The sequence below is a fragment of the Streptomyces antnestii genome (assembly GCF_004005495.1).
Classification (GTDB): Bacteria; Actinomycetota; Actinomycetes; order Streptomycetales; family Streptomycetaceae; genus Streptomyces; species Streptomyces antnestii.
The window spans coordinates 1-19,834 of sequence record NZ_RZYA01000006.1 but is presented as its reverse complement, the minus strand read 5'-3'; the positions used below and the strand labels follow the sequence as shown (position 1 = coordinate 19,834).

15 protein-coding genes and 1 pseudogene are annotated in these 19,834 nt (G+C 72.3%); 1 reads left to right on the top strand and 15 read right to left on the bottom strand.

Annotated features, from left to right (window positions below; translation table 11 throughout):
• Nucleotides 1-121 precede the first annotated feature (121 nt).
• Nucleotides 122-526 (bottom strand): globin, encoded by a 405-nt coding sequence (locus EOT10_RS14660; RefSeq protein WP_127828638.1) that lies wholly within the window; start codon nucleotides 524-526, stop codon nucleotides 122-124.
• 237 nt (nucleotides 527-763) lie between these two features.
• On the opposite strand from EOT10_RS14660, the gene EOT10_RS14655 reads away from it, so the two are divergent.
• Entirely contained in the window at nucleotides 764-1,765 is a 1,002-nt protein-coding gene (locus EOT10_RS14655) for a methyltransferase domain-containing protein (RefSeq protein WP_127828637.1), read from the top strand.
• A gap of 10 nt (nucleotides 1,766-1,775) precedes the next feature.
• Here EOT10_RS14655 and EOT10_RS14650 read toward each other — a convergent pair whose 3' ends face one another.
• From EOT10_RS14650 to EOT10_RS14575, 14 genes and pseudogenes are all read right to left on the bottom strand, one after another.
• The gene (locus tag EOT10_RS14650) at nucleotides 1,776-2,987 is read right to left on the bottom strand and encodes an FHA domain-containing protein (protein ID WP_127828636.1); all 1,212 of its coding nucleotides are present in this window, start codon (nucleotides 2,985-2,987) and stop codon (nucleotides 1,776-1,778) included.
• A gap of 34 nt (nucleotides 2,988-3,021) precedes the next feature.
• Nucleotides 3,022-4,365: a vWA domain-containing protein gene (locus EOT10_RS14645; protein ID WP_127828635.1), complete on the bottom strand. Its 1,344-nt coding sequence runs from the start codon at nucleotides 4,363-4,365 to the stop codon at nucleotides 3,022-3,024.
• Nucleotides 4,366-4,617: 252 nt separating this feature from the next.
• On the bottom strand, nucleotides 4,618-5,973 hold the full coding sequence (locus tag EOT10_RS14635) for a PP2C family protein-serine/threonine phosphatase (protein WP_127828634.1): 1,356 nt from the start codon (nucleotides 5,971-5,973) through the stop codon (nucleotides 4,618-4,620).
• Between the two features lie 4 nt (nucleotides 5,974-5,977).
• Nucleotides 5,978-8,557, bottom strand: a complete 2,580-nt coding sequence (locus EOT10_RS14630; RefSeq protein WP_127828633.1) for a serine/threonine-protein kinase — start codon at nucleotides 8,555-8,557, stop codon at nucleotides 5,978-5,980.
• Nucleotides 8,554-9,870, bottom strand: coding sequence for a coiled-coil domain-containing protein (locus EOT10_RS14625; RefSeq protein WP_127828632.1), 1,317 nt, complete (start codon nucleotides 9,868-9,870; stop codon nucleotides 8,554-8,556). Before EOT10_RS14625 ends, EOT10_RS14630 begins: the two co-directional genes overlap by 4 nt.
• 71 nt (nucleotides 9,871-9,941) lie before the next feature.
• Nucleotides 9,942-10,952 carry a glutamate ABC transporter substrate-binding protein gene (locus EOT10_RS14620; RefSeq protein WP_127828631.1) on the bottom strand — a complete coding sequence of 337 codons (1,011 nt, stop codon included), beginning with the start codon at nucleotides 10,950-10,952 and terminating at the stop codon, nucleotides 9,942-9,944.
• Nucleotides 10,953-10,969: 17 nt separating this feature from the next.
• Nucleotides 10,970-12,412: a hypothetical protein gene (locus EOT10_RS14615; protein ID WP_127828630.1), complete on the bottom strand. Its 1,443-nt coding sequence runs from the start codon at nucleotides 12,410-12,412 to the stop codon at nucleotides 10,970-10,972.
• Between the two features lie 478 nt (nucleotides 12,413-12,890).
• Nucleotides 12,891-13,865, bottom strand: coding sequence for an N-acetylglucosamine kinase (locus EOT10_RS14605; protein ID WP_127828628.1), 975 nt, complete (start codon nucleotides 13,863-13,865; stop codon nucleotides 12,891-12,893).
• Nucleotides 13,856-15,121, bottom strand: a complete 1,266-nt coding sequence (locus EOT10_RS14600) for a 6-phospho-beta-glucosidase (protein WP_127828627.1) — start codon at nucleotides 15,119-15,121, stop codon at nucleotides 13,856-13,858. The genes EOT10_RS14605 and EOT10_RS14600 overlap by 10 nt, the downstream gene beginning before the upstream one ends.
• 16 nt (nucleotides 15,122-15,137) lie before the next feature.
• Entirely contained in the window at nucleotides 15,138-16,040 is a 903-nt protein-coding gene (locus tag EOT10_RS14595; protein ID WP_127828626.1) for a carbohydrate ABC transporter permease, read from the bottom strand.
• 5 nt (nucleotides 16,041-16,045) lie between these two features.
• Entirely contained in the window at nucleotides 16,046-16,981 is a 936-nt protein-coding gene (locus EOT10_RS14590) for a carbohydrate ABC transporter permease (protein WP_127828625.1), read from the bottom strand.
• 16 nt (nucleotides 16,982-16,997) lie between these two features.
• Nucleotides 16,998-18,338, bottom strand: a complete 1,341-nt coding sequence (locus EOT10_RS14585; protein ID WP_127828624.1) for an ABC transporter substrate-binding protein — start codon at nucleotides 18,336-18,338, stop codon at nucleotides 16,998-17,000.
• A gap of 61 nt (nucleotides 18,339-18,399) precedes the next feature.
• Nucleotides 18,400-19,578, bottom strand: a complete 1,179-nt coding sequence (locus EOT10_RS14580; protein WP_127828623.1) for an ROK family transcriptional regulator — start codon at nucleotides 19,576-19,578, stop codon at nucleotides 18,400-18,402.
• 160 nt (nucleotides 19,579-19,738) lie between these two features.
• A pseudogene (locus tag EOT10_RS14575) lies at nucleotides 19,739-19,834 on the bottom strand (HNH endonuclease); the annotation flags it as partial.

Sequence of the window (19,834 nt, the reverse complement as noted above, 5' to 3'; positions counted from 1 at the left end):
CTCTACGCCGTACATCCCCCGAAAGTCTGTCCGGATGCTTTCAGAGGGAACGGGGTTGGGGAAGGGGTCTCGCGCCGAATCGGTACCGGACAGCGGGGATCCGGCTTCGGATACCGGCGCGTCAGCCCTCCGTGTTCACCATCGAAGCGGCCGCGTACGTCAGGTAGTTCCAGAGCGTGTGCTCGTGCTCCTCGGACAGGCCGAGCTCGTCGACCGCGGTCCGCATGTGCCCCAGCCACGCGTCGTGCGCGGCCCGGTCCACCGTGAACGGCGCGTGCCGCATCCGCAGGCGCGGGTGACCCCGGTGGTCGCTGTAGGTGCGGGGGCCGCCCCAGTACTGCATCAGGAAGAGCGCGAACCGCTCCTCGGCGGGACCCAGGTCCTCCTCCGGGTACATCGGACGCAGCAGCGGGTCGCCCGCGACACCCTCGTAGAAGCGGTGGACCAGGCGCCGGAAGGTCTCCTCGCCGCCGACCTGCTCGTAGAAGGTCTGCTCCTGAAGCGTGCCGTGCGGAATCTCGGTCACGTCAGTTGGCCTCACAAGTCTCGCTCGGGTCCCCCGGAGCCTTTCCGGCTGGGGGTCCGGGGGTCGTCCCCCGGGAAATGCAGCACGTGTACATGGTCTCAGACGGTCCGGACGAGGACCTGAGGCTTAGGACCGGCCGTCGAACTCCCGTGCCCCGGCCCGTCCTCCGGGCCCGTCGTACCCGCCCCACCCGGACAGGGGCTCGCTCTTCGGGGTCCCGCGCAGCACAGTGGACGCATGGGCGCACAGGACACCGACCTGGAGGCAGCTGCCGCGGCGGCGCGGGCCGCCCTCGTGCGGGAGATCGCCGAGAGCGGGGTCTGGGACGCCGACCCGGCCTGGCGCGACGTGTTCGAGCAGGTCCCGCGCCATGTGTTCGTGCCCTACTACTACCTGCCGAAGGCCACCGGCTATCAGCGGCTGTGGCGCGAGGACCCCGACCCCCGGCGGCGGGCGCGCTGGCTGCGGGGCGCCTACGCCGACGAACCGCTCGCCACGCGCGTACGCGACGGGGAACTGGTGTCGTCCAGCAGCCAGCCCTCCCTGATGGCACGGATGCTCGTCGAACTCGACGTACGGGAGGGGGACCGCGTCCTGGAGATCGGCGCGGGCACCGGCTACAACGCGGCGCTGCTCGCCCGGCGCGCGGGCGAGCAGAACGTCACCACGGTGGACTTGGACCCGGAGATCACCGAGTCAGCGCGCCGGCACCTCGCCGAGGCCGGCTGCCGCCCCGCCGTCGTCACGGGCGACGGAGCACTCGGCTGCCCCGAGCACGCCCCGTACGACCGGATCATCGCGACCTGTGCGCTGCGGGCCGTGCCCACCGCCTGGCCCGCGCAGTGCCGGCCCGGGGCGCGCGTCCTGGCGCCCCTCGCGACCGGCCTGATCCTGCTCACGGTGCGCGACGCCGGGCACGCCGAGGGCCGCTTCCTGCACACGCCCGCCTACTTCGTGCCGCTGCGCGGGACGACGCGGGGCGAGGAGCCGGTGCAGCACATCGGCGGGCTGCCCCGCCGGGCGCTGGCCGACGACTGCTTCCGGTTCCTGCTGGCGCTGACCGCGGGCCGGCTCGACCCGCACGAGGCCCTCGCCCTGTGGGAACGGGAGGGACGGCCCGAGCGGGAACGGTTCGGCGTCACGGTCAGCGGCGAGCACGAGTGGGCCTGGCTGGACGCCCCCGAAGGGCCGTACGCCTGGCCCCTGCCGAGCCCGGCGGGCCCGGCAGGACTGGCATGACCGGCAGGTACTAGCCCCGGTGGATCGTGATCGTCGTCCAGGCGCCGACGTGCACCCGGTCGCCGTCCTGGAGCGGTACGGGCACGAACGGCTGGATGGGCTCGTCGCCGCCGTTGACCGTGGTGCCGTTCGTCGAGTTCTGGTCGACGACCGCCCACGACCCGTCCGGCTGCTGCACGAGCACGGCGTGCTGGTGCGAGACGCCCGGGTCCTCCGGGGGCACCGAAAGATCGATGTCGGGGGTGTCGCCCGTGGAGTGCCGGCGACGGCCGATCGTCAGCTGGTTCCCGGTGAGCCGCCGCTGCTGCTCGGGCGAGTACGCGGGCAGGTTCAGGCCCGAGGCCTCGGGCCCGCTGCGGTGCATCATCGCCATGAAGTAGTCGCGGTCGGGGCCGATCGTCGCGCTCCAGGAAGCCGGCGCCGTCGGCTGCTGCTGGAACCCCTGGGGCGCCTGCGGAGCCTGGGTCTGCTGCGGCGGCGGGAAGCCCTGCGGGGCGCCAGGAGCCTGGCCCGCGGGACCGGGCTGCGACGGCGCGGCCGGCGCCGACGGGGGCGAGAGCACCCAGTCGTCACCGCCACCGCCGAACGACGGCCCCGGCGGCGGAGGCGGCGGACCCTGCGGGTGGCCGGTCTCCTGCGGGAACGCGGGCGGGGCCGGCGGACCCGGCTGCTGGAACGCCTGCGGGGCGCCACCGGTGCGCGGGCCCGGCGGGGGCGGCGGTCCCGACGGGTCGCCGCCGAAGGGCGGGATCGGCTCGGCGGGCCGGTTCATCTGCGAGGGCCGCGAGCCGTGGTAGTCGAACGAGTCACCGGGGCCGGGCGGCTGCTGGAAGCGGAGCGCCGGGTTCGGGGGTGGGGCGATGCTCTGGCCGGAGCCGGGCGCCGACGGGTTCGGGGCGGCCGGGGTGTAGGACGTCGCCGTGTTCGTCAGGAAGTTCCACCGGCACTCCTCGCAGAACGGCGCGCCGCCCTCACGGGGCGTGCGGCACTGCGGGCACAGCTCGGGCCCGGCGCCGGGCGGGGGCGGGGAGCCCTGTCCCTCGGGGGCCGGCGGCGGGTAGCCGTAGCCGGGCGGGGACGACTGGCCGGACGCGGGATATCCGTAACCGGCGGCCGGCGGCGGCGGGGGAGGGGGCGGGGGTACGGCACCGGCCATGCGGTGACCGCAGACCTCGCACCAGTCGTCGGATCCCGACTGGTGTCCGTTCGGGCAGGTCGGCATGTCGGTGCTTCCCCTCCGTTACTTCGCTACGTCATCACTTCTTGACACGGACAGTCTTCGTGGACCGGGTCTCGAGGGTCATTTCGTCAGCCTCGGCGACCTTGGCCTTCAATCGAACAGTACCTTCCGCGGCGTCCACCACGTCCACCACCTTCGAGAGCAGTTTGGCCGTATCCGCGTTCCCGGAGGCCGCGGCGAGCTGTACCGCGCGTCCCAGCTTGGCCGTCGCCCCGTCGGCATCGCCCGCTTTGCGGGCATCAAGACCCTGTTGGATGACTTGTGCCAGTTCCGCCTGTCCCGTGTAGTGCGCGACCTGCGGGTTGATCGACGTGGACGCGGCCATGTCGTCCGTCCACACGGCCCGTACGAGACCCTGCGACAGGGTCTGCACGGCGCCGTCGGCACCCGGGACCACCAGCGAGACGCGGGCGGCCAGCATCTCCTGCCCGAGCTCGGCGTCCGGGACCCGTACGCACACGTGGTAGTCGCGCGACTCGTCGCCCCAGGAACCCGTCGGGTAGTCGCCGGCGCGCGGCCCCACCTCGGTACGACGGTCCGTCAACTCCTCGACGGTGGGCGCGACTTGCTTGACGAACTTGATCTCGGAGCCGAGGGGCGTCCACAGCCGCAGCGCGACGTCCGCGACCTCCTTGCCCATCGCCGTCTCCATCATCCGCGTGAAGTCGGCGGCGAGGCCCGCCGGGTCGGCGACGATGTCGGCGGTGCCGAGCAGGGCCGAGGCGATCCCGGTGACCTCCTTCACCTCCCAGTCCGTCCCCACACCGCGCGCGTCACAGGTGAAGCGGCCCGCGCACGCGTCGAGGGAGGCCTTGAGGTCCTCGGGCGACTCGTGCTCGTTGCGCCCGTCGGTCAGCAGGATGCCGTGCCGGATCGAGACGTCGGCGCTCGCCAGGAGCCGGTCGGCGAGGCCCAGCCAGGTGCCGATCGCGGTGCCGCCGCCCGCGGACAGCTTGCGCAGCGCCTGCTTGGCCTCGCCGCGGGTACGGGTGTCGGCCACCGCGAGCCCGCCGCCGCCCGGGTAGACCTCCTTCGCCACGTGAGTCCCGCCGATCACGGCGAAGTGCACCCCGTCGCGCAGGGTGTCGATCGCGGCGGCCGTGGCGTCCCGGGCGTTGCGCATCTTCGTCGGCGGATAGTCCATCGAGCCCGAACAGTCCACCATCAGCGCCACCGCCGCGTCGGACCCCCGGCCGGCCGCGTAGAACTGCGGCGCCGACACCGCACCGCCGACCGTGCCGCCGCCTGTCGACGTCACCGTCACGATCGCGTTGACCTCGCGGCCGCCCTCCGGCAGGTACTCGTTCTGATAGACGTCGACCGAGAACTGCGGGACGTGCGACTTCGAGAAGTTGGCCATGGTTGTTGGTCCCCCCTACACCTTCGTGCACCTGTGTGGAACTGCCCCGACGACCCGGCGACCCGACGCCCTCCCCGCGCCACCCCGCCAGGGGGTGTCCGGCGGATCATGGCCGGGGCCGCGACGCCTGGCACGGCACCTCGCCGCGTTGCCGAAACGACCGGACAGCTCCGCTATCAGGACGCTCCGGCGCCTTGCGATGCACCGCACCAGACGCCGCGACCTGTCCGACCCTGATCCGCCGGACACCCCCTAGGCCGATCCTGCCCCTTGCGCCGGTACCGGGAACGGCAGCACCGCCACTGTTACGTTGTCGTGGCCCCCGCCGTCGAGCGCGTGGCCGACCAGGACCTGCGCGCTGTGCAGCGGCCGGTGCGCCGCGTCGGCCGGAATGACCCCGGCCATCTCCTCGGCGCCTTCCGCGTAGTTCCACAGCCCGTCCGTGCACACCACCACCACACCGGGCCGGTCCGGCTTGAAGGAAGCGGTGTGCGGCTCCAGTTCGTACGCGTCCGCGCCGAGCCAGCCCGTGATGGCGTGCGCGCGCTCGTCCGCGTACGCCTCCGCCTCGTTCATCAGACCCGCGGCGACCATCTGCGCCGCCCACGAGTCGTCCTCGGTGAGCCGGGCGGCCGGGGCCGTGCGGTCGTCGGGCACCCAGTACGCCCGGGAGTCGCCGACCCAGCCGACGATCAGGAGGTCCTTCGCGACGATCGCGCCGACCAGCGTGCACGCCGGCGCGTTCTGGTTCGGGGCGTGCTCGCGGCCCGAACCGGAGTCCTGCGCAAGGGCGTTGACCGCGTCGGCCGCCACGACGATCGCGTCGTGCATGGCCTGCTGCGGATGCGTGCCCCGCGGCAGGGACTCCAGAAGCGCCTCGCTCGCCGCGTGGGACGCCGCGAGCGACGCCTCGTCGGGGCGGGTCGCGGAGGAGACCCCGTCGCACACGATCGAGACGACGGACGCCGTCCCGTCGGGCAGCGCCGCCGACGCGATCGCGAACGCGTCCTCGTTGCGGTGGTGGCGCAGCCCCCGGTCGCTGACCGCGGCGACCGCGCCCAGCTCCTGCTCCATGTGATCGCGCTCGCGCGGCTGCGCGTGCCCGCAGTTCTCGCAGTAGCCGTCCCGGTCGACCTGCCCGGCCCGGCACGCCACGCACAGCTTGGTGCCCGCGGGAGGCGTCGCGAGGGCCTCGGGCGGCGCCGTCCGAGGATCGGGGGCGGGCAGCGTGTAGTCGCCGCCGGACCCCGTGGGTTCCCCAGGACCCGTCGCCTGCTCGGGAACCCCGTCGAAGCGCACGGCGGACGGGAGTTCATGGCCGCGCGAGTCGGTGCCCGGGAGGTCGGTGGGCAGATGCACGGGGGCGGGGGTGTCGGAGCTGTCGAGCTCCTGCGCGGCCGGCCAGTCCACCGAGGGTGCGCCGGGCTCCGCCGCGTCGTCCGCCGGCAAGGCGTCCGTGGTCAGCGTGACGGTCGGCTGGTCGCCCGGTGGGGCCGGGACCGCCGACAGGTCGTACCCGCACGCGCCGCAGAAGCGGTCACCCGACTCGACGGGTTCCTCGCAGCTGGGGCACGTCGACATGGCCGTCGGCCGAGGCATCTGCGACATCAACTCACACCCACGTCCGTGGACGGTAACGGTTCGCCCGCTCCACCAGTTCGATCCTCTCCTCGCCAACCTGAGCGAGCCTGGCCAGTGTCCGGTACGAGCGCTCGAGGCCGAGTCGCAGCCCGCGCTCGTCCAGGTCGCTGCCCAGCACCAGGGTCCGCACTGGTCCCTGGCGCGGAGCGGAACCTTGACTACCGGAGAGTACCCAGTCGAGCGCGGTGCCAAGGACCTCGGTCGACAACTGCTCCCGGCGCACCGCGTCGAGCCCGAAGCCGTCCAGCGCCTCGACCTGGCCCGCGGCGGCCGTCAGGTCGTCGAGGAGCGGCCCGTGCGCCGCGGCCTGCTCGGCCATCCGCTGCCGCAGTCTCGCCCGCACGGCGGCGACTCTGGCCGCCGTGTAGTGGATCGACGACTCCGGTACGGACTCCAGCGTGTGCACGGCGCCGTGCCGGTCGGCCGCGGCGAGCTGCACCCGGGCCAGGCCGAACGCGGCGCTCACGAAACTGGGGTCGGTGGCCCAGACGAGGCGGTAGTACTCCGCCGCGTTGTCCAGCTGGCCGAGGACCTCCGCGCACACGCCGAGCGCGAGCTTGGGGGCGGGCTCGCCGGGGAACGCGTCGTAGATCGCGTCGAACGACAGGGCCGCGTTCGTGTGGTCGCCGGTCGCGAGCGCCGCGACGCCGCGGTACCAGACCACGCGCCAGTCGTCCGGGTGCTGCGCCTCCAGCTCCGTCAACGCGTGGGCGGCGGACACCAGTTCGCCCATTTCGAGCCGGGCGCGCAGCTCGCGAAGCCGCAGCTCAAGGGAGGCGACGGGCGAGGCCCGCAGCGCGGTGACGATCTCACCCGGCGCGGACGCCATGAGGCCCGCGAGGAACCCGGCGTTCGGGTCGGCCGGGTCGACCCTCGGCACGGGCAGCGCGAGCGCGGTGACGGCGGCGTTCAGCGGCTTCACGAGGGTGCCGGGCGCGGCGGGAGTGCCCGGGGCGCCCGGGAGCGCGGTGGGCACGCCGGCTGGCGGGAGCGCGGACGCGGCCTGTCCTGCGGCCCGTTGTGCGCCCCGCCCTCTGCGCCGTACCGGCTCCGCCCGGACTCCGAGCCGCGACACCTCGCCCGTCAGCTGTGCGAACAACTCCGTGTCCGTGACCTTGGTCTCGGGTCCGAACAGCGTCGACAGGGCCGGGCGCGGACGGCCCGTCTGGAGCGCCACGACCTCGCGCAGGACGCCCGTCAGCTGCTCCGCCATCTCCTGCGCGGACGCGAACCGGCGCGCCGGGTCGGGGTCGGTGGCGCGCACGAGGAGCCGGTAGAACGACTCGTACGTGCGGAAGACCTCGATGCTGTCGGGGTCGGGCAGGGAGTCCGCGAAGACGTTCGTGTAGCCCTGGAAGTCGAAGGTCAGGACGGCCAGCGTGCGCGCCACCGTGTACAGGTCCGAGGCGACCGAGGGGCCGACCTCCGCGACCTCGGGCGCCTGGTAGCCCACGGTCCCGTAGATCGCCGACTCGTCGTCGTCCATCCTGCGGACCGCGCCCATGTCGATGAGCTTGAGCTGGTCCTCCGTCTGGATCGCGTTGTCGACCTTGAAGTCGCAGTACAGGAGGTTGCGGCTGTGCAGATGGCCGAGCGCCTCCAGGGCCTCGATCCCGTACGCGCACGCCTGCTCGACCGGCAGCGGGTCGCGCTTGCCGACCGGTGTGCGCCGACCGTTGGCGATCTCCTTCAGGGACTTGCCGCCGACGTACTCCATGACGATGTAGCCGTCCATGGAGCCGGTGCGCTGGTCCAGGTGCTCGACGAAGTTGTAGATGCGGACGATGTTCGCGTGCTCGATCTCGGCGAGGAAGCGCCGCTCCGAGATCGCCGCCGCCATGGCGTCCTGGTCACCCGTGTCGAGGAGACCCTTGAGGACGACCCAGCGGTCGGACACCGCGCGGTCCACGGCCAGATACACCCAGCCGAGCCCGCCGTGCGCCAGACAGCCCACGACCTCGTACTGGCCGTGCACGATGTCGCCCGCGCGCAGCTTCGGCACAAACGAGTACGGGTGGCCGCACTTCGTGCAGAACCCCTCCGTGCGGCCCGGGCGTTCGCCGCGCGCGCGGCCCACCGGGGCCCCGCAGTCCGCACGCGAGCAGAATCGCTTCCGCTCGGGGACCTCGGGGTTCTCCTGCACCATCGCCCGCGGGTCGGGCCGCGGCACGTCCGGCACCTCGACCAGACCGACGCCCAGGCGCCCGCGCCCCGACGACGACGCTGAGGCGCCCGAGCTGCGCACCGACACCGAACGCGCCGTCGACTGCCCGGACAGGGAGCGCGAGAGCCGGCCCGAGACCGACCGGCGCGACTGCGCCGAACGCGACGAGGAGCGCGAGCTGGCCCGCGAGGAACGCGAACTGCTGTGCGCGCTGGAGCTGTTGGAGCCCCGGCCGCCGCCCGTGATGCCCGTCGGCGACGACCCCACCATGCCCGTCGGCGAGACCACCGGGGCCAGACCGCAGGTGTCGCAGTACAGCTCCCCGCCGCCCACGTCCTCGTAGGACCCCGCACACCCGGGACGCTGGCACTGCCGCTGCTCGCTCATGATTCCCCCCTCCGGTCGGCGGGACCGCCCTGATCGGGCACCCGCGGGCCCCATGCGTCGGCGGCCGCCCGCTGATACCGCGTGACCGCGTCCTCGGCCGCCCGCAGATCGCAGGGCGCGCTCCAGAGCATGCGGCGCGCCGCGTCGTAACGCTCCACGAGGAGCGGGTCCTCGGCGAAGCCGAGCCGCGCCACCTTCGCCTTGTACGCGTCGAGACGCCCCCGCAGCTCGGCCCGGACCGCCAGCGGCTGCGTGACCGCCGTCAACGACTCGCGGGCCCGCAGCAGTTCGTCCTCCGCCTTCGTCTCCAGCGTCTCCAGAAGCGGTGAGAGCCGGTGCCACTGCGCGCTCCTGCGGTACTCGGCAGCCGTCGCCAGCTGCTCCTGGAGCACGGTCGGCGGGCCGCTCACCGCGGGCACCTCGAACGCGGCGATCTTCGCCAGGACCTCGCCCCGCGCGGTCCGCGCCTCGGCGAGGGTGCGGTCCGCGCGCGAGAGGACGTCCCGCAGCCGGCCGAGCCGGAGCTCCGCGTCCTGCCGCACCGTCAGCACCGCATCGATCTCGCGGCGCACGTCTTCCAGGGCGCGCGCCTGCCGGTCGTACTCCGTCGTGTCGGGGCGTCCGCCGCCGGGCGCCGAACTGCCGGGTGCGGAACGCCAGTACGTCAGCGGGTCGGACACGACCTCCTCCCGCAGCCGCGTCAGCGCCCGCGTGATCCGCTCCAGGTCGTCACCCGCCGGATGCTCCCCAGGGCGTACGCCGACGGAGTGCGCGAGCCGGCGCGTGCGGCCCAGCTCGGCGGCGAGGAGGTCTATGCGGGCGGGCAGCGCCGACCAGACGGCGTCGGCGGCGACCACCATGTCCAGGGAGCTCGCGTACAGGTCGTTCATCCGCTCGACCAGCTCGGCCAGCGTGAACCGGTCGCTGAGCCGGGCGGGGCCGGTGAGCGACGCGGGCGCGGCGGGGCCGCCGCCGGGGACGGTCACGCTCTCGCCGCGCAGCAGCTCGGTCAGCTCGACGAGGTCCTCACGGCTCGACCAGCGGCGGCGCGCACGCAGCTCACGGGCGCCGCGCAGGGCCGCCGTGTACGCGTCGAAGTACGTCCACAGCAGCGTGATCGCCTGCTCGGCGGCCGCCCAGCGCTCCTGGGTCGCGCCGGTGAGGCGTGCCCCTTCGAGGAGCCTGCGGCCCGCGTGGTCCTGGAGGGCGAACAGCGACGTCTCGATCGCCTCGTGCTCCGCGCCGAGCCGCGCCAGCGCACGGTCCACCTCGTCCCGGTCCATCACCGGACCGGGGGGTCCCGTGACGCCCATCGATCACCTCTCCGTTCACCAATTGCCGCCGGCCGGAGCCGACGGCCTGTGTAAGTAGCGCCGGGTCGCGGCTACTTGTACTTCGGCGCGGGCGGCCCGGAAGCCGCGCCGAGCCCGTCCTTGAGCCACTTGTCGTACGAGGACTGCCAGCCGCCGTCCTTGCGGAAGTCCTCCAGGACCTGGTTGACCCGGCGTACCAGGTCGTCCGTGCCGCGCTTCATCGCCACACCGTAGAACTCCTTGGTGAACGGCTCGCCCTTGAGTTCGACCGTCGGGTCCTGCGCGGCCTGGCCCGCCGCGAGCGCGCTGTCCGTCACCACGGCGTCCACCTCGCCGAGCTGCAGCCGCACCAGGCAGTCCAGCTGGTTCGGCACCGTCGTGGAGATGTCGGTGCCGGGCGGGAGCGTGCCCGCCTTCCGGTCGTCGTTGAGCCGCTCGAACGCCGTCGAGCCGGCCGCCGTGCAGATCCGCTTGCCCGCGAGCGACTTGTCGTACCCCGTGATCGAGGACTTCTTGGGCGCCAGGACCTGCTGGCCGGTCTGGAAGTACGCCGTGGAGAAGGCGACCTGGTCGAGCCGCAGGCAGCTGATGGTCATCGTGCGGACGACCATGTCGACGTCGCCGTGCTGGACCGCCGGGATGCGCTCGTTGGTCGGGATCGCGCGGAACCGGATCGCGTCGCCGCTGCCGAGGATCTTCCGGGCGATCTCGTGCGCCAGGTCGATGTCGAAGCCCTCCAGCTCACTGGACTTCTTCGTGCTGTTCGGGTCGCGGTAACCCCAGTGGTAGCTGTTCTGGTCGACGCCGACGACGAGATAGCCGCGCTTCTTGATGGCCGAGACCGCGGGACCCGACTCGTCGCCGGACGCCGGGAGGCTGCGCTCCGGATCGGTGCAGGTCTCGACCCTGGCCTGCACACCCGTCGCCAGACCGGGGCCGCCGACCCCGGTGCTGCCGTCGACGCCGGCACCCCGGGTCAGCGGAAGCAGCAGCGCGAAGACCGCGGTCAGGGCGCAGGCGACCGCCATGGCCGCCACACCGCCCCAGCCGCGCAGGCTGATCCGCGTACGTCGTGCGCTCACTGCTGTCCCGCCTCCTCTCACCGGTACTCCGAAAGCCTGCGCCCGATGCCGAGCACGGCGGCCGCCGCGCCGAGCACGGCGAGGACGGCGGCGCCCACCGGGAGCCCCGTCATCGCGCCGCGCCCGCCGGTCGCCGCCTGCTGGAACTCCGCCTGTTCGTGCGTCAGGGCGGTCTGCAGCGCCTTGTCGACGTTGTCGAAGCACTCGCGGGTCGGCTTGTCCTGCGCGGAGCCGATGACCTTGTCGAGCGCCCCCTGGTAGTTGCCCGCGTCGTCCTGCTCGCGGGCGTCCCTGTGGCGGTCCTTCCACACCTTCATGTTGGCATCCGCGGCCTGCACGGGCCGCTTGCCCGTGCCGTCGTCGGCGAGCTTCGCCGCGTCCCCGAGCTTCGTGGTGAGCGTCTTCATCTGCTTCTGGAAGTCCACGTCGAAGGCGTCCTTGGGCACGCCCTTCACGTCGACGGTCTCGGCGCCGCGGCTGACCAGCGTCAGGTTCTCGTTGCCCCGGGCCTTGAGGGAGGCGATGCGCGCGTCGTGCAGCACGTTCAGCGAGCGGACGCCGTGGTCGTACGACGCGTCGAGCCCCACGCGGGCGAAGGTGTGGCCCGCGACGAGCCACAGGAGGACGACGGTGGACGCGGCCGTCGCGGCGACCAGGCCGTGGTTCAGAACGCGGTTGGTCCTGCGGTAGTTGCGCCGCTGGGCCCAGGCGAGCGCGCCGAGCGCGACGACTCCGAGGCCGATCGCCGCCCAGGGGTAGGGCGTGGCGCTGTCGTAGTCCGAGCGGAGCCGCTCGTTCTCCTTCTTGTACAGGTCCTCGGCCGCGGGGAGCATCTGCTTCTGCATCGTCTCGTTCGCGTACCGCAGGTAGGCGCCGCCCAGGGGGAAGCCCTGCCGGTTGTTCGCCCGCGCGCGCTCGATGAGGCCCTTGTACTGCGGCAGCAGCGTGTTGAGCTTGGAGATGGCCGCCGTGGAGGGGGAGTCGGGGGCCGAGTTCGCCGCCGCCGTCACCAGCTTGGCCGCGGCGGTGCGGATGTCCTTCTCGTAGCGGTCCCGCGTCTCGGCCGGCTCCTGGCCGCCCGCGAGGAAGCCGCTGGACGCCGCTGTGTTGGCGTCGGCGAGGGAGCGGTAGATGTCCGCCGCGTCGGCGCTCAGGGGCTGGCTGCTGTGCAGCACGTCGTCGGCGGCGGCCGAGCGGTCCGTCATCTGCCAGGCGGTGACCGCGCCGAACGCGACGACGAGCAGGGCGAGCACCGCGCCGATGATGCGCAGCCGCCCGGGCTCCGTCGTCGCGGCGCTGCGCAGCCGGTCGACGCCCTCCGCCCAGGCGGTGCCGCGCGCGGCCTCGGCCGGGTCAGGGCCCTGCGCGTGCGGCGGCCGCACCTGCGGCGGCACGGCCGGCACCGTGGGCGCGCCGATCGTCCCCGGCGGCGCCGCGCTGCCGTTCGGCGGGTAGTTCACTCGACCTCCCCCTGGTCATCGGTCCGTCACTTCCGTCCGGCGTGCGGGGAGCGCGGCGAAAGTGCACGGCCGCAAGTATTGCCGCAGGGACCGACATCCGCACAGCCATTGACTGGATCTTGTTCGGATTGCCGTGCGAACCCGGCAATCCGAAACGCCCCCGCGCACGTCGTCGTGCCGCCGCTGCCCTAGGGCGTGTTTCGAAAGTCCCGCCTGCCCCGCGGCGTCTGGCACGCACTCCCCCACTCTCGGCTTCGCTCGAGCGGGGGGACCCCCATGCGGCGTTGCCGAAACGTCCGAGTGGCTCCGCCACTAGGACGCTCCGGCGCCTTGCGATCGCACGCACCAGACGCCGCGGGGCCCGCCCTCCGGGCGGACGACGCTACTTTCGAAACACGCCCTAGAACACGTGAGCCGCATCCGATCGGTTCCCTCGGCGCGCGCCGGTCGGGCCGGCGCGCGCGGCCGGGCGGCCCGCTCAGCCCCCGAAATGCGCCCGCACGCGCGCGTGCGCGTCGTCGTCCGCCCCCACGGCGTCGAGGCCGAGCAGCGCCGCGCCCAGCACGGGCCGGGCGGTGACGACCGCCGGCACCGCCTTCGGGGCGCGGGCGGCGAGCATCTCGCGGATCCGGTCGTCGAGTTGGGGATGGCGCGCGGCGAGCACGGAGCCGCCCAGGAGCACCGGGGTCTCCTCGTCGAGCAGGTCGAGCCGGTCCAGGGCCACCACGGACATGGCCACGACCTCGTCGGCGAGCCGGTCCACCAGTGACCGGGCCACCGGGTCGCCGTCCGCCGCCGTCGCGAACAGGACCGGCGTCAGCTCGTGCCGGCGATGCACCGGGATGCGGCCCAGGTGCAGCGCCTCGATCAGCGCGTACATGGAGGGCAGCCCGAAGTGCGCGGGCAAAGAGCGCATCAGGGCGGTCGCGTCGCCACGGCCGTCCTCGGCGCGCGCCGCGTACCAGAGGGCCTCCTCGGCGAGTCCGCCGCCACCGCCCCAGTCGCCGGAGATCTTGCCGATCGCGGGGAACCGGGCGGTGCGTCCGTCGGGCAGCATCCCGACGCAGTTGATGCCGGCGCCGCACACGACGGCGACGCCGCGCGGCTCGGAGTCCTGGAGGAGGCCGGCGCGCAGGACGGCGAAGGTGTCGTTGCGCACGTCGACGGAGGCGGCCCAGCCGCGGGCCCGCAGCTCCGCCGCCAGCTCCCGCTCCTCGACCGGGAGATCGGCGTTGGCGAGACACGCCGAGACGTGTCCCACCGTGGTCGTGCCCGCCTCGGCGAGCGCACGGCCGACGGCCTCGGCGAGGACGTCGACGGCGGCCTCGACGCCCACCCTGGGCGGCTGGAACCCGCCGCCGCGGGCCGCTCCGACGACGGTGCCGTCGGCCGCGACCACCGCGACGTCGGTCTTGCTGTTCCCCGCGTCGACGGCAAGGACGGTCATGCCCACGCGAGGTGCTCCCGGTTGTGCGCGATCAGCTGGTCCGTGAGCGTCTCGGCGTACTCGTACTGGCCGATCAGGGGGTGTGCGAGCAGCGCCTTGAAGACGCGGTCGCGGCCGCCGCGCAGGGCGGCTTCGAGTGCCAGGTCCTCGTAGGCGGTGACGTTCGCGACGAGGCCCGCGTACAGCGGGTCGAGCGCGGGCACGGCCAGCGGCGTCGCCCCCTTGCCGTCGACCGCAGCCTGCACCTCGATCACGGCGTCGTCGGGCAGGAACGGCAGCGTGCCGTTGTTGTACGTGTTGACGACCTGGTACGGGGAGCCCCCGCCGCCGAGGAGCGACGCCGCCAGGTCCACGGCCGCCTCGCTGTAGAAGGCGCCGCCACGGCCGGCGAGCAGCTCCGGCTTCTCGTCGAGCGCCGGGTCGCCGTACATCTCCAGCAACTCCCGCTCCATCGCGGCCACTTGGGAGGCGCGCGACGGCTTCGTGCGCAGCTCCCGCACCACCGCGTCGTGCTGGTAGTAGTAGCGCAGGTAGTAGGAGGGAACGACCCCGAGGCGGTCCACGATCGCGCGCGGCATGTGGAGGTCCTCGGCGATGGCGTCGCCGTGCTCGCCGATCAGGCGCGGCAGCACGTTCTCGCCGTCCGGGCCGCCGAGGCGGACACCCAGCTCCCAGGTGAGGTGGTTGAGGCCGACGTGGTCGAGGTGCACCTGCGACGGCGTCACGTCGAGCAGCCGCGCGAACTTCCGCTGGAAGCCGATCGCGACGTTGCACAGACCGACGGCCTTGTGCCCCGCGTTGAGCAGCGCCCTGGTCACGATGCCGACCGGGTTGGTGAAGTCGATGATCCAGGCGTTCGGGTTCGCGCGGCGCACCCGCTCGGCGATGTCGAGGACCACCGGCACCGTGCGGAGCGCCTTCGCGAGGCCGCCCGCGCCCGTCGTCTCCTGCCCGACGCAGCCGCACTCCAGCGGCCAGGTCTCGTCCTGGTTGCGGGCGGCCTGCCCGCCGATGCGCAGCTGGAGCAGGACGGCGTCGGCATCGGCGACACCGGCGTCCACGTCGCTCGTCGTACGGATGACGCCCGGGTGGCCCTGCTTGGCGAAGATCCGCCGTGCGAGCCCGCCGACCAGTTCCAGCCGGTCGGCCGCCGGGTCGACGAGGACGAGCTCCTCGATCGGCAGGGTGTCCCTCAACCGGGCGAAGCCGTCGATGAGTTCGGGTGTGTAGGTCGAGCCTCCGCCGACCACTGCGAGCTTCATAACCGAATAACCGTCCTTAGCCCTTGACCCCGGTGAGGGTGACGCCTTCGACGAAGGCTTTCTGTGCGAAGAAGAAGACGATGCAGACCGGCGCCATCACGAGGAGCGTCGCGGCCATCGTCAGGTTCCAGTTGACGCTGTGCGCGGACTTGAAGGATTCGAGGCCGTACGACAGCGTCCAGGACGCCGGGTTCTGGGCCGCGTAGATCTGCGGCCCGAAGTAGTCGTTCCAGCAGTAGAAGAACTGGAACAGCGCGATCGCGGCGATGCCCGGCTTGGCCATCGGCACGATGATCTTCAGCAGGGTCCGTAGCTCACTGCAGCCGTCGACCTTCGCCGACTCGATGTACTCCTTCGGGATCGTCAGGAGGAACTGACGGAGCAGGAAGATCGAGTACGCGTCGCCGAACGCCATCGGGATGATCAGCGGCCACAGCGTGCCCGACAGATGGAACTGCTGCGCCCACACCAGGTACATCGGGATCACGATGACCTGCGGCGGCAGCATCATCGTCGAGATGACGAGGATCATCGCCGTCCGGCGGCCACGGAAACGGAACTTGGCGAGCGCGTACGCGACGGGGATCGCCGAGCACACGGTGAACAGGGTGCCGAGGCCCGCGTAGAGCAGGGAGTTCTTCCACCAGTCGAGGAAGCCGTCGGTCGCGAAGACGGCCTTGTAGTTCTCCCAGTGCCAGGCGTGCGGCCACAGGTCGCCGCTCATCGCCTGGCTGTCGCTCATCACGGACGTCAGGAAGACGAACACGAACGGCAGGACGAACAGCAGCGCGACGGCGATCGCGACGCAGTGCACGGCGATCCAGTGCAGGACCCGCTTGCGGCGGGCGCGTGCGGCGGCGGGGCCGGACACGCGGGCGGGAGCCGCGGTCGGGACGGGGCTGAGTGTCGTAGACGTCATCTTGATCAGTCCTCCGCCGCGAGCAGGCCCGAGCGCTTGCGCATGAGCAGCATGGTCACGGCCATGGCGATGGCGAAGAGCACGAGCGAGAGGACGCACGCCGCGCCGGTGTTGAAGTTCTGGAAGCCCATCGAGTAGACGAGCTGGGGGACCGTGAGGGTCGAGTGGTCGGGGTATCCGGGCTGGATCACGGAGCCCGGGCCGATCGAGACGCCGGAGGCGATCTTTCCGGCGACCAGGGCCTGCGTGTAGTACTGCATCGTCTGCACGACGCCGGTGACGACGGCGAACATGACGATCGGAGTGATCGACGGCCAGGTCACGTACCGGAACTTCGACCAGGCGCCCGCGCCGTCCAGCTCCGCAGCCTCGTACTGCTCCCTGGGTACGTCGAGCAGCGCGGCCATGAAGATCACCATCAGGTCGCCGATGCCCCACAGCGAGAGCAGCACCAGGGACGGCTTGGCCCAGGCGGCGTCGTTGAACCAGTTCGGTCCCGTGATGCCGACGTGCGCGAGGATCTCGTTGACCGGTCCCGTCGACGGGTTGAGCAGGAAGACGAAGGCGACGGTCGCCGCCACCGGCGGGGCCAGATACGGCAGGTAGAAGGCCGTACGGAAGAAGCCGGCGCCGGTCTTGATCTTCGTGATGAGCAGCCCGAGCGAGAGCCCGAACACCACCCGCAGGGCCACCATCACGACGACCAGCCACAGCGTGTTCCACAGGGCGGGACCGAACAGCGGCATCTGCTCGAAGACGTACTTCCAGTTCCGCAGCCCCACGAAGTCGGGCTTCTGGATCTGGTTGTAGTGCATGAACGAGAAGTAGACGGTGGCGATCAGCGGGTACGCGAAGAAGACGCTGAAGCCGATCAGCCAGGGGGAGAGGAAGCCGAGCGTACGCAGTCTGCGCCGCGCGGGACTGGACAGGGTCAAGGCCATGATGGGCTCCCGCTCCTCAGCTCTTCGACTGAAGGGTGTCGGCGTCGATCTGCCGGTCGAGCTCGCGCAGCCCCTTCTCGAGGTCGTGGACCTTGCCCGCCTCGACCGAGTACGAGAAGTCCTGCAGAGACGTGATGTACATGCCGCCGTTGGTGGAGGGCGGCATGACCTGGCTGTACTTGTTCTGCGCGATGTCCAGGAAGGTGCGGAACGTCGGATCGGCGTCCAGCTTCGGCGACTTGAGGGCGGCGAACGTGGACGGCACGTTGTGGATCGCGTTGGCGAAGCTGACGACCTGATCGGTGTCGGCGGTCAGGTACTTGACCAGCTCCCAGGCCGCGTTCTGGTGTCTGCTGCTGTGCGCGATGCCCGCGACGGTGCCGGTGAGATAGCCGCGCCCGTACGTCCCGGCCTGGTCGTCGGGGACCGGCAGCGGTGCCACGCCCCAGTCGAAGCCGACCTTCGCCTCGTTCAGCATCAGGCCGCGCCACTCGCCGTCGAGGTGCATCGCCAGCTTGCCGTTCATGAACGCGTTCTGCGTGGACATCTCGTCACCGAAGGACGTGCGGAAGCGCTCCAGGGCGTTGTAGCCGCCCTGCGCCTCGACGAGCTTGTGGGCGGTGTCGAAGAACTTGGACGTCGCCGGGTCCTTCGCGAGCCGCGAGTCGCCCTTGGCGTCGAAGTACGTGGGGCCCCACTGGGCGAAGAGCCGGTCGGGGCTGTTCTGGTACAGGCGGAAGTTCGGCATGAAGCCGACGCGCTTGTAGGAGCCGCCGCCCGCGCGCTTCGTGAGCTTCTTGGCGTCGGCCTCCAGCTCGGACATCGTCCGCGGCGGCCGGCTGATGCCCGCCTCGTCGAACGCGTCCTTGTTGTAGTACATCCCGTACGCGTCGGCGAGCAGCGGCAGGGCGCACTGGTCACCGTCGTAACTCGTGTAGTCCAGCAGGGTCTTGGGGAAGACCTTCGTCTTGTCGAGGCCGCTCTTGCGCATGAACGGGTCGAGGTCCGCCCACATGCCGGAGTCGCAGTACTGGCCGACGTTGTTGGTGGTGAACGAGGTCACCACGTCGGGCGCCTCCCCGCCGCCGGCCCGCAGCGCCTGGTTGATGGTGGCGTCCGTGACGTTCCCGGTGGACTCCACCCGGATGTTCGGGTGGAGCTTCTCGAAGCGGGCGATCGAGTCGTTGATCGCCTTCACCTCGCCGGGGGCCGACCAGCCGTGCCAGAACTTCAGTGTCACGGGCTTCGTCGGGTCGTCGTCGGCGCTGCCGACGCTCGGGTTGGCGCAGCCGGACAGCAGTAGTCCGGCCGCGGCGAGCGCCACGGGCGCACGCAGGGGTATACGCCATCGCGGCATGGCGAACGTCCTTTACCTGAACGGGAGTTGGCGGAAGGTGCGAGAGAGGGAGGGGGCGGGGTCAGGCGGTGCTGGTGTCGAAGACGGTGTCGCGGGCCTGGGTGAGCGCCGAGCGCAGGGCGCCGGTGAGGATCGGATCGTCGTCGAGATCGCTGATACGCAGCTGGGGCCGCGGCAGGGCGAGCCCGGTGAGCTCGCGCTCGACGCGCAGTCGCAGCGCCTCGCCGCCGGCCCGGGCCACAAGCCCCGACAGGACCACGAGTTCGGGGTCGACGACCGCGACGACGGCGGCCAGGCCGGTGGCCAGGCGGCGGGCCACCTCGTCGAGCACGGCGGGGTCGGCGAGCGCCTCCCCGAGATCCTTGACGCCCCCCGCGAGCAGCCTCACGGCGGGCGCGGCGACCAGACTCTGGAAGCCGCCCCCCGCGTCCTCGCCGGCGATCTCCTCCTCGCCGCCGCGCGCCAGCGGGGCGCCGGGCAGCGGCATGTAGCCGATCTCGCCCGCGCCGCCGGTCGCGCCCCGCAGGAGCACGCCGCCGAGCACGATGGCGGCACCCACGCCCTCATCCACGTACGCGAGCACGAAGTCGTCGTGGTCCTGCGCCGCGCCCTCGTACTGCTCGGCGATGGCGGCGAGATTGACGTCGTTCTCGATGGAGACCGGGGTGCCGAGGACCCCGGCGAGCTCGGCGAGCAGGGTGCGCGAGTGCCAGCCGGGCAGGTGCGGGGCGTACCGGAGCTGGCCGGTGTGCGGGTCGATGGCGCCGGGGGTGCCGATCACGGTGGCCGTGATGTCGTCGTGCCCGAGCCCGGCCACGCGCAGGGCGCCGTCGAAGGCCTCGGCGACCAGCTGCGCGGTGCGGTTGCGCACGTCGTCGGCGACGGCGACCGCCTCGATACGGCAGCGGCCGCGCTCGGCGCCGGCGATGTCGGCGACCACGGCGGTGATCCCGGTGGGGTCCGCGCAGAGGGCCACGACGTGGGCGGCGCCCGGGTTGATCTCGTACAGCACGGCGTTCGGCCCGGGCCGGCCGCTCTGGCTGCCCGTGGCGCGCACCAGGCCCACCGCTTCCAGGCGGCCGAGCAGCTGGGAGGTGGTGGGCTTGGACAGGCCCGTCAGCTCCCCGATCCGGGTGCGGGTCAGCGGGCCGTGCGCGACGAGGAGATCGAGGGCCGCGCGGTCGTTCATGGCGCGCAGGACGCTCGGGGTGCCGGGGGTTCCCGGGGCCGCACCGGCCATGGCCTGTCTCCTCGCCACACTGTTAGGAAGGTTTCCTATCGATGTGCGAGAACGTAAGCCGTGGGTGAAGGGGGCGTCAATAGCCGACGGCCCTCAGGCAACCAAGTCGTTACCCACGCCGTCAGGGGCCGGGCCCGGAACGCAAAGACCCGGATCGTTGTCAGGCGGAAATGCCTTCGATCCGGGCCAGGGCCTCGTCCGCGCCGAACGGCTGCAAGTACGGCAGCCAGCGCGGATCCCTATGCCCGGTCCCGAT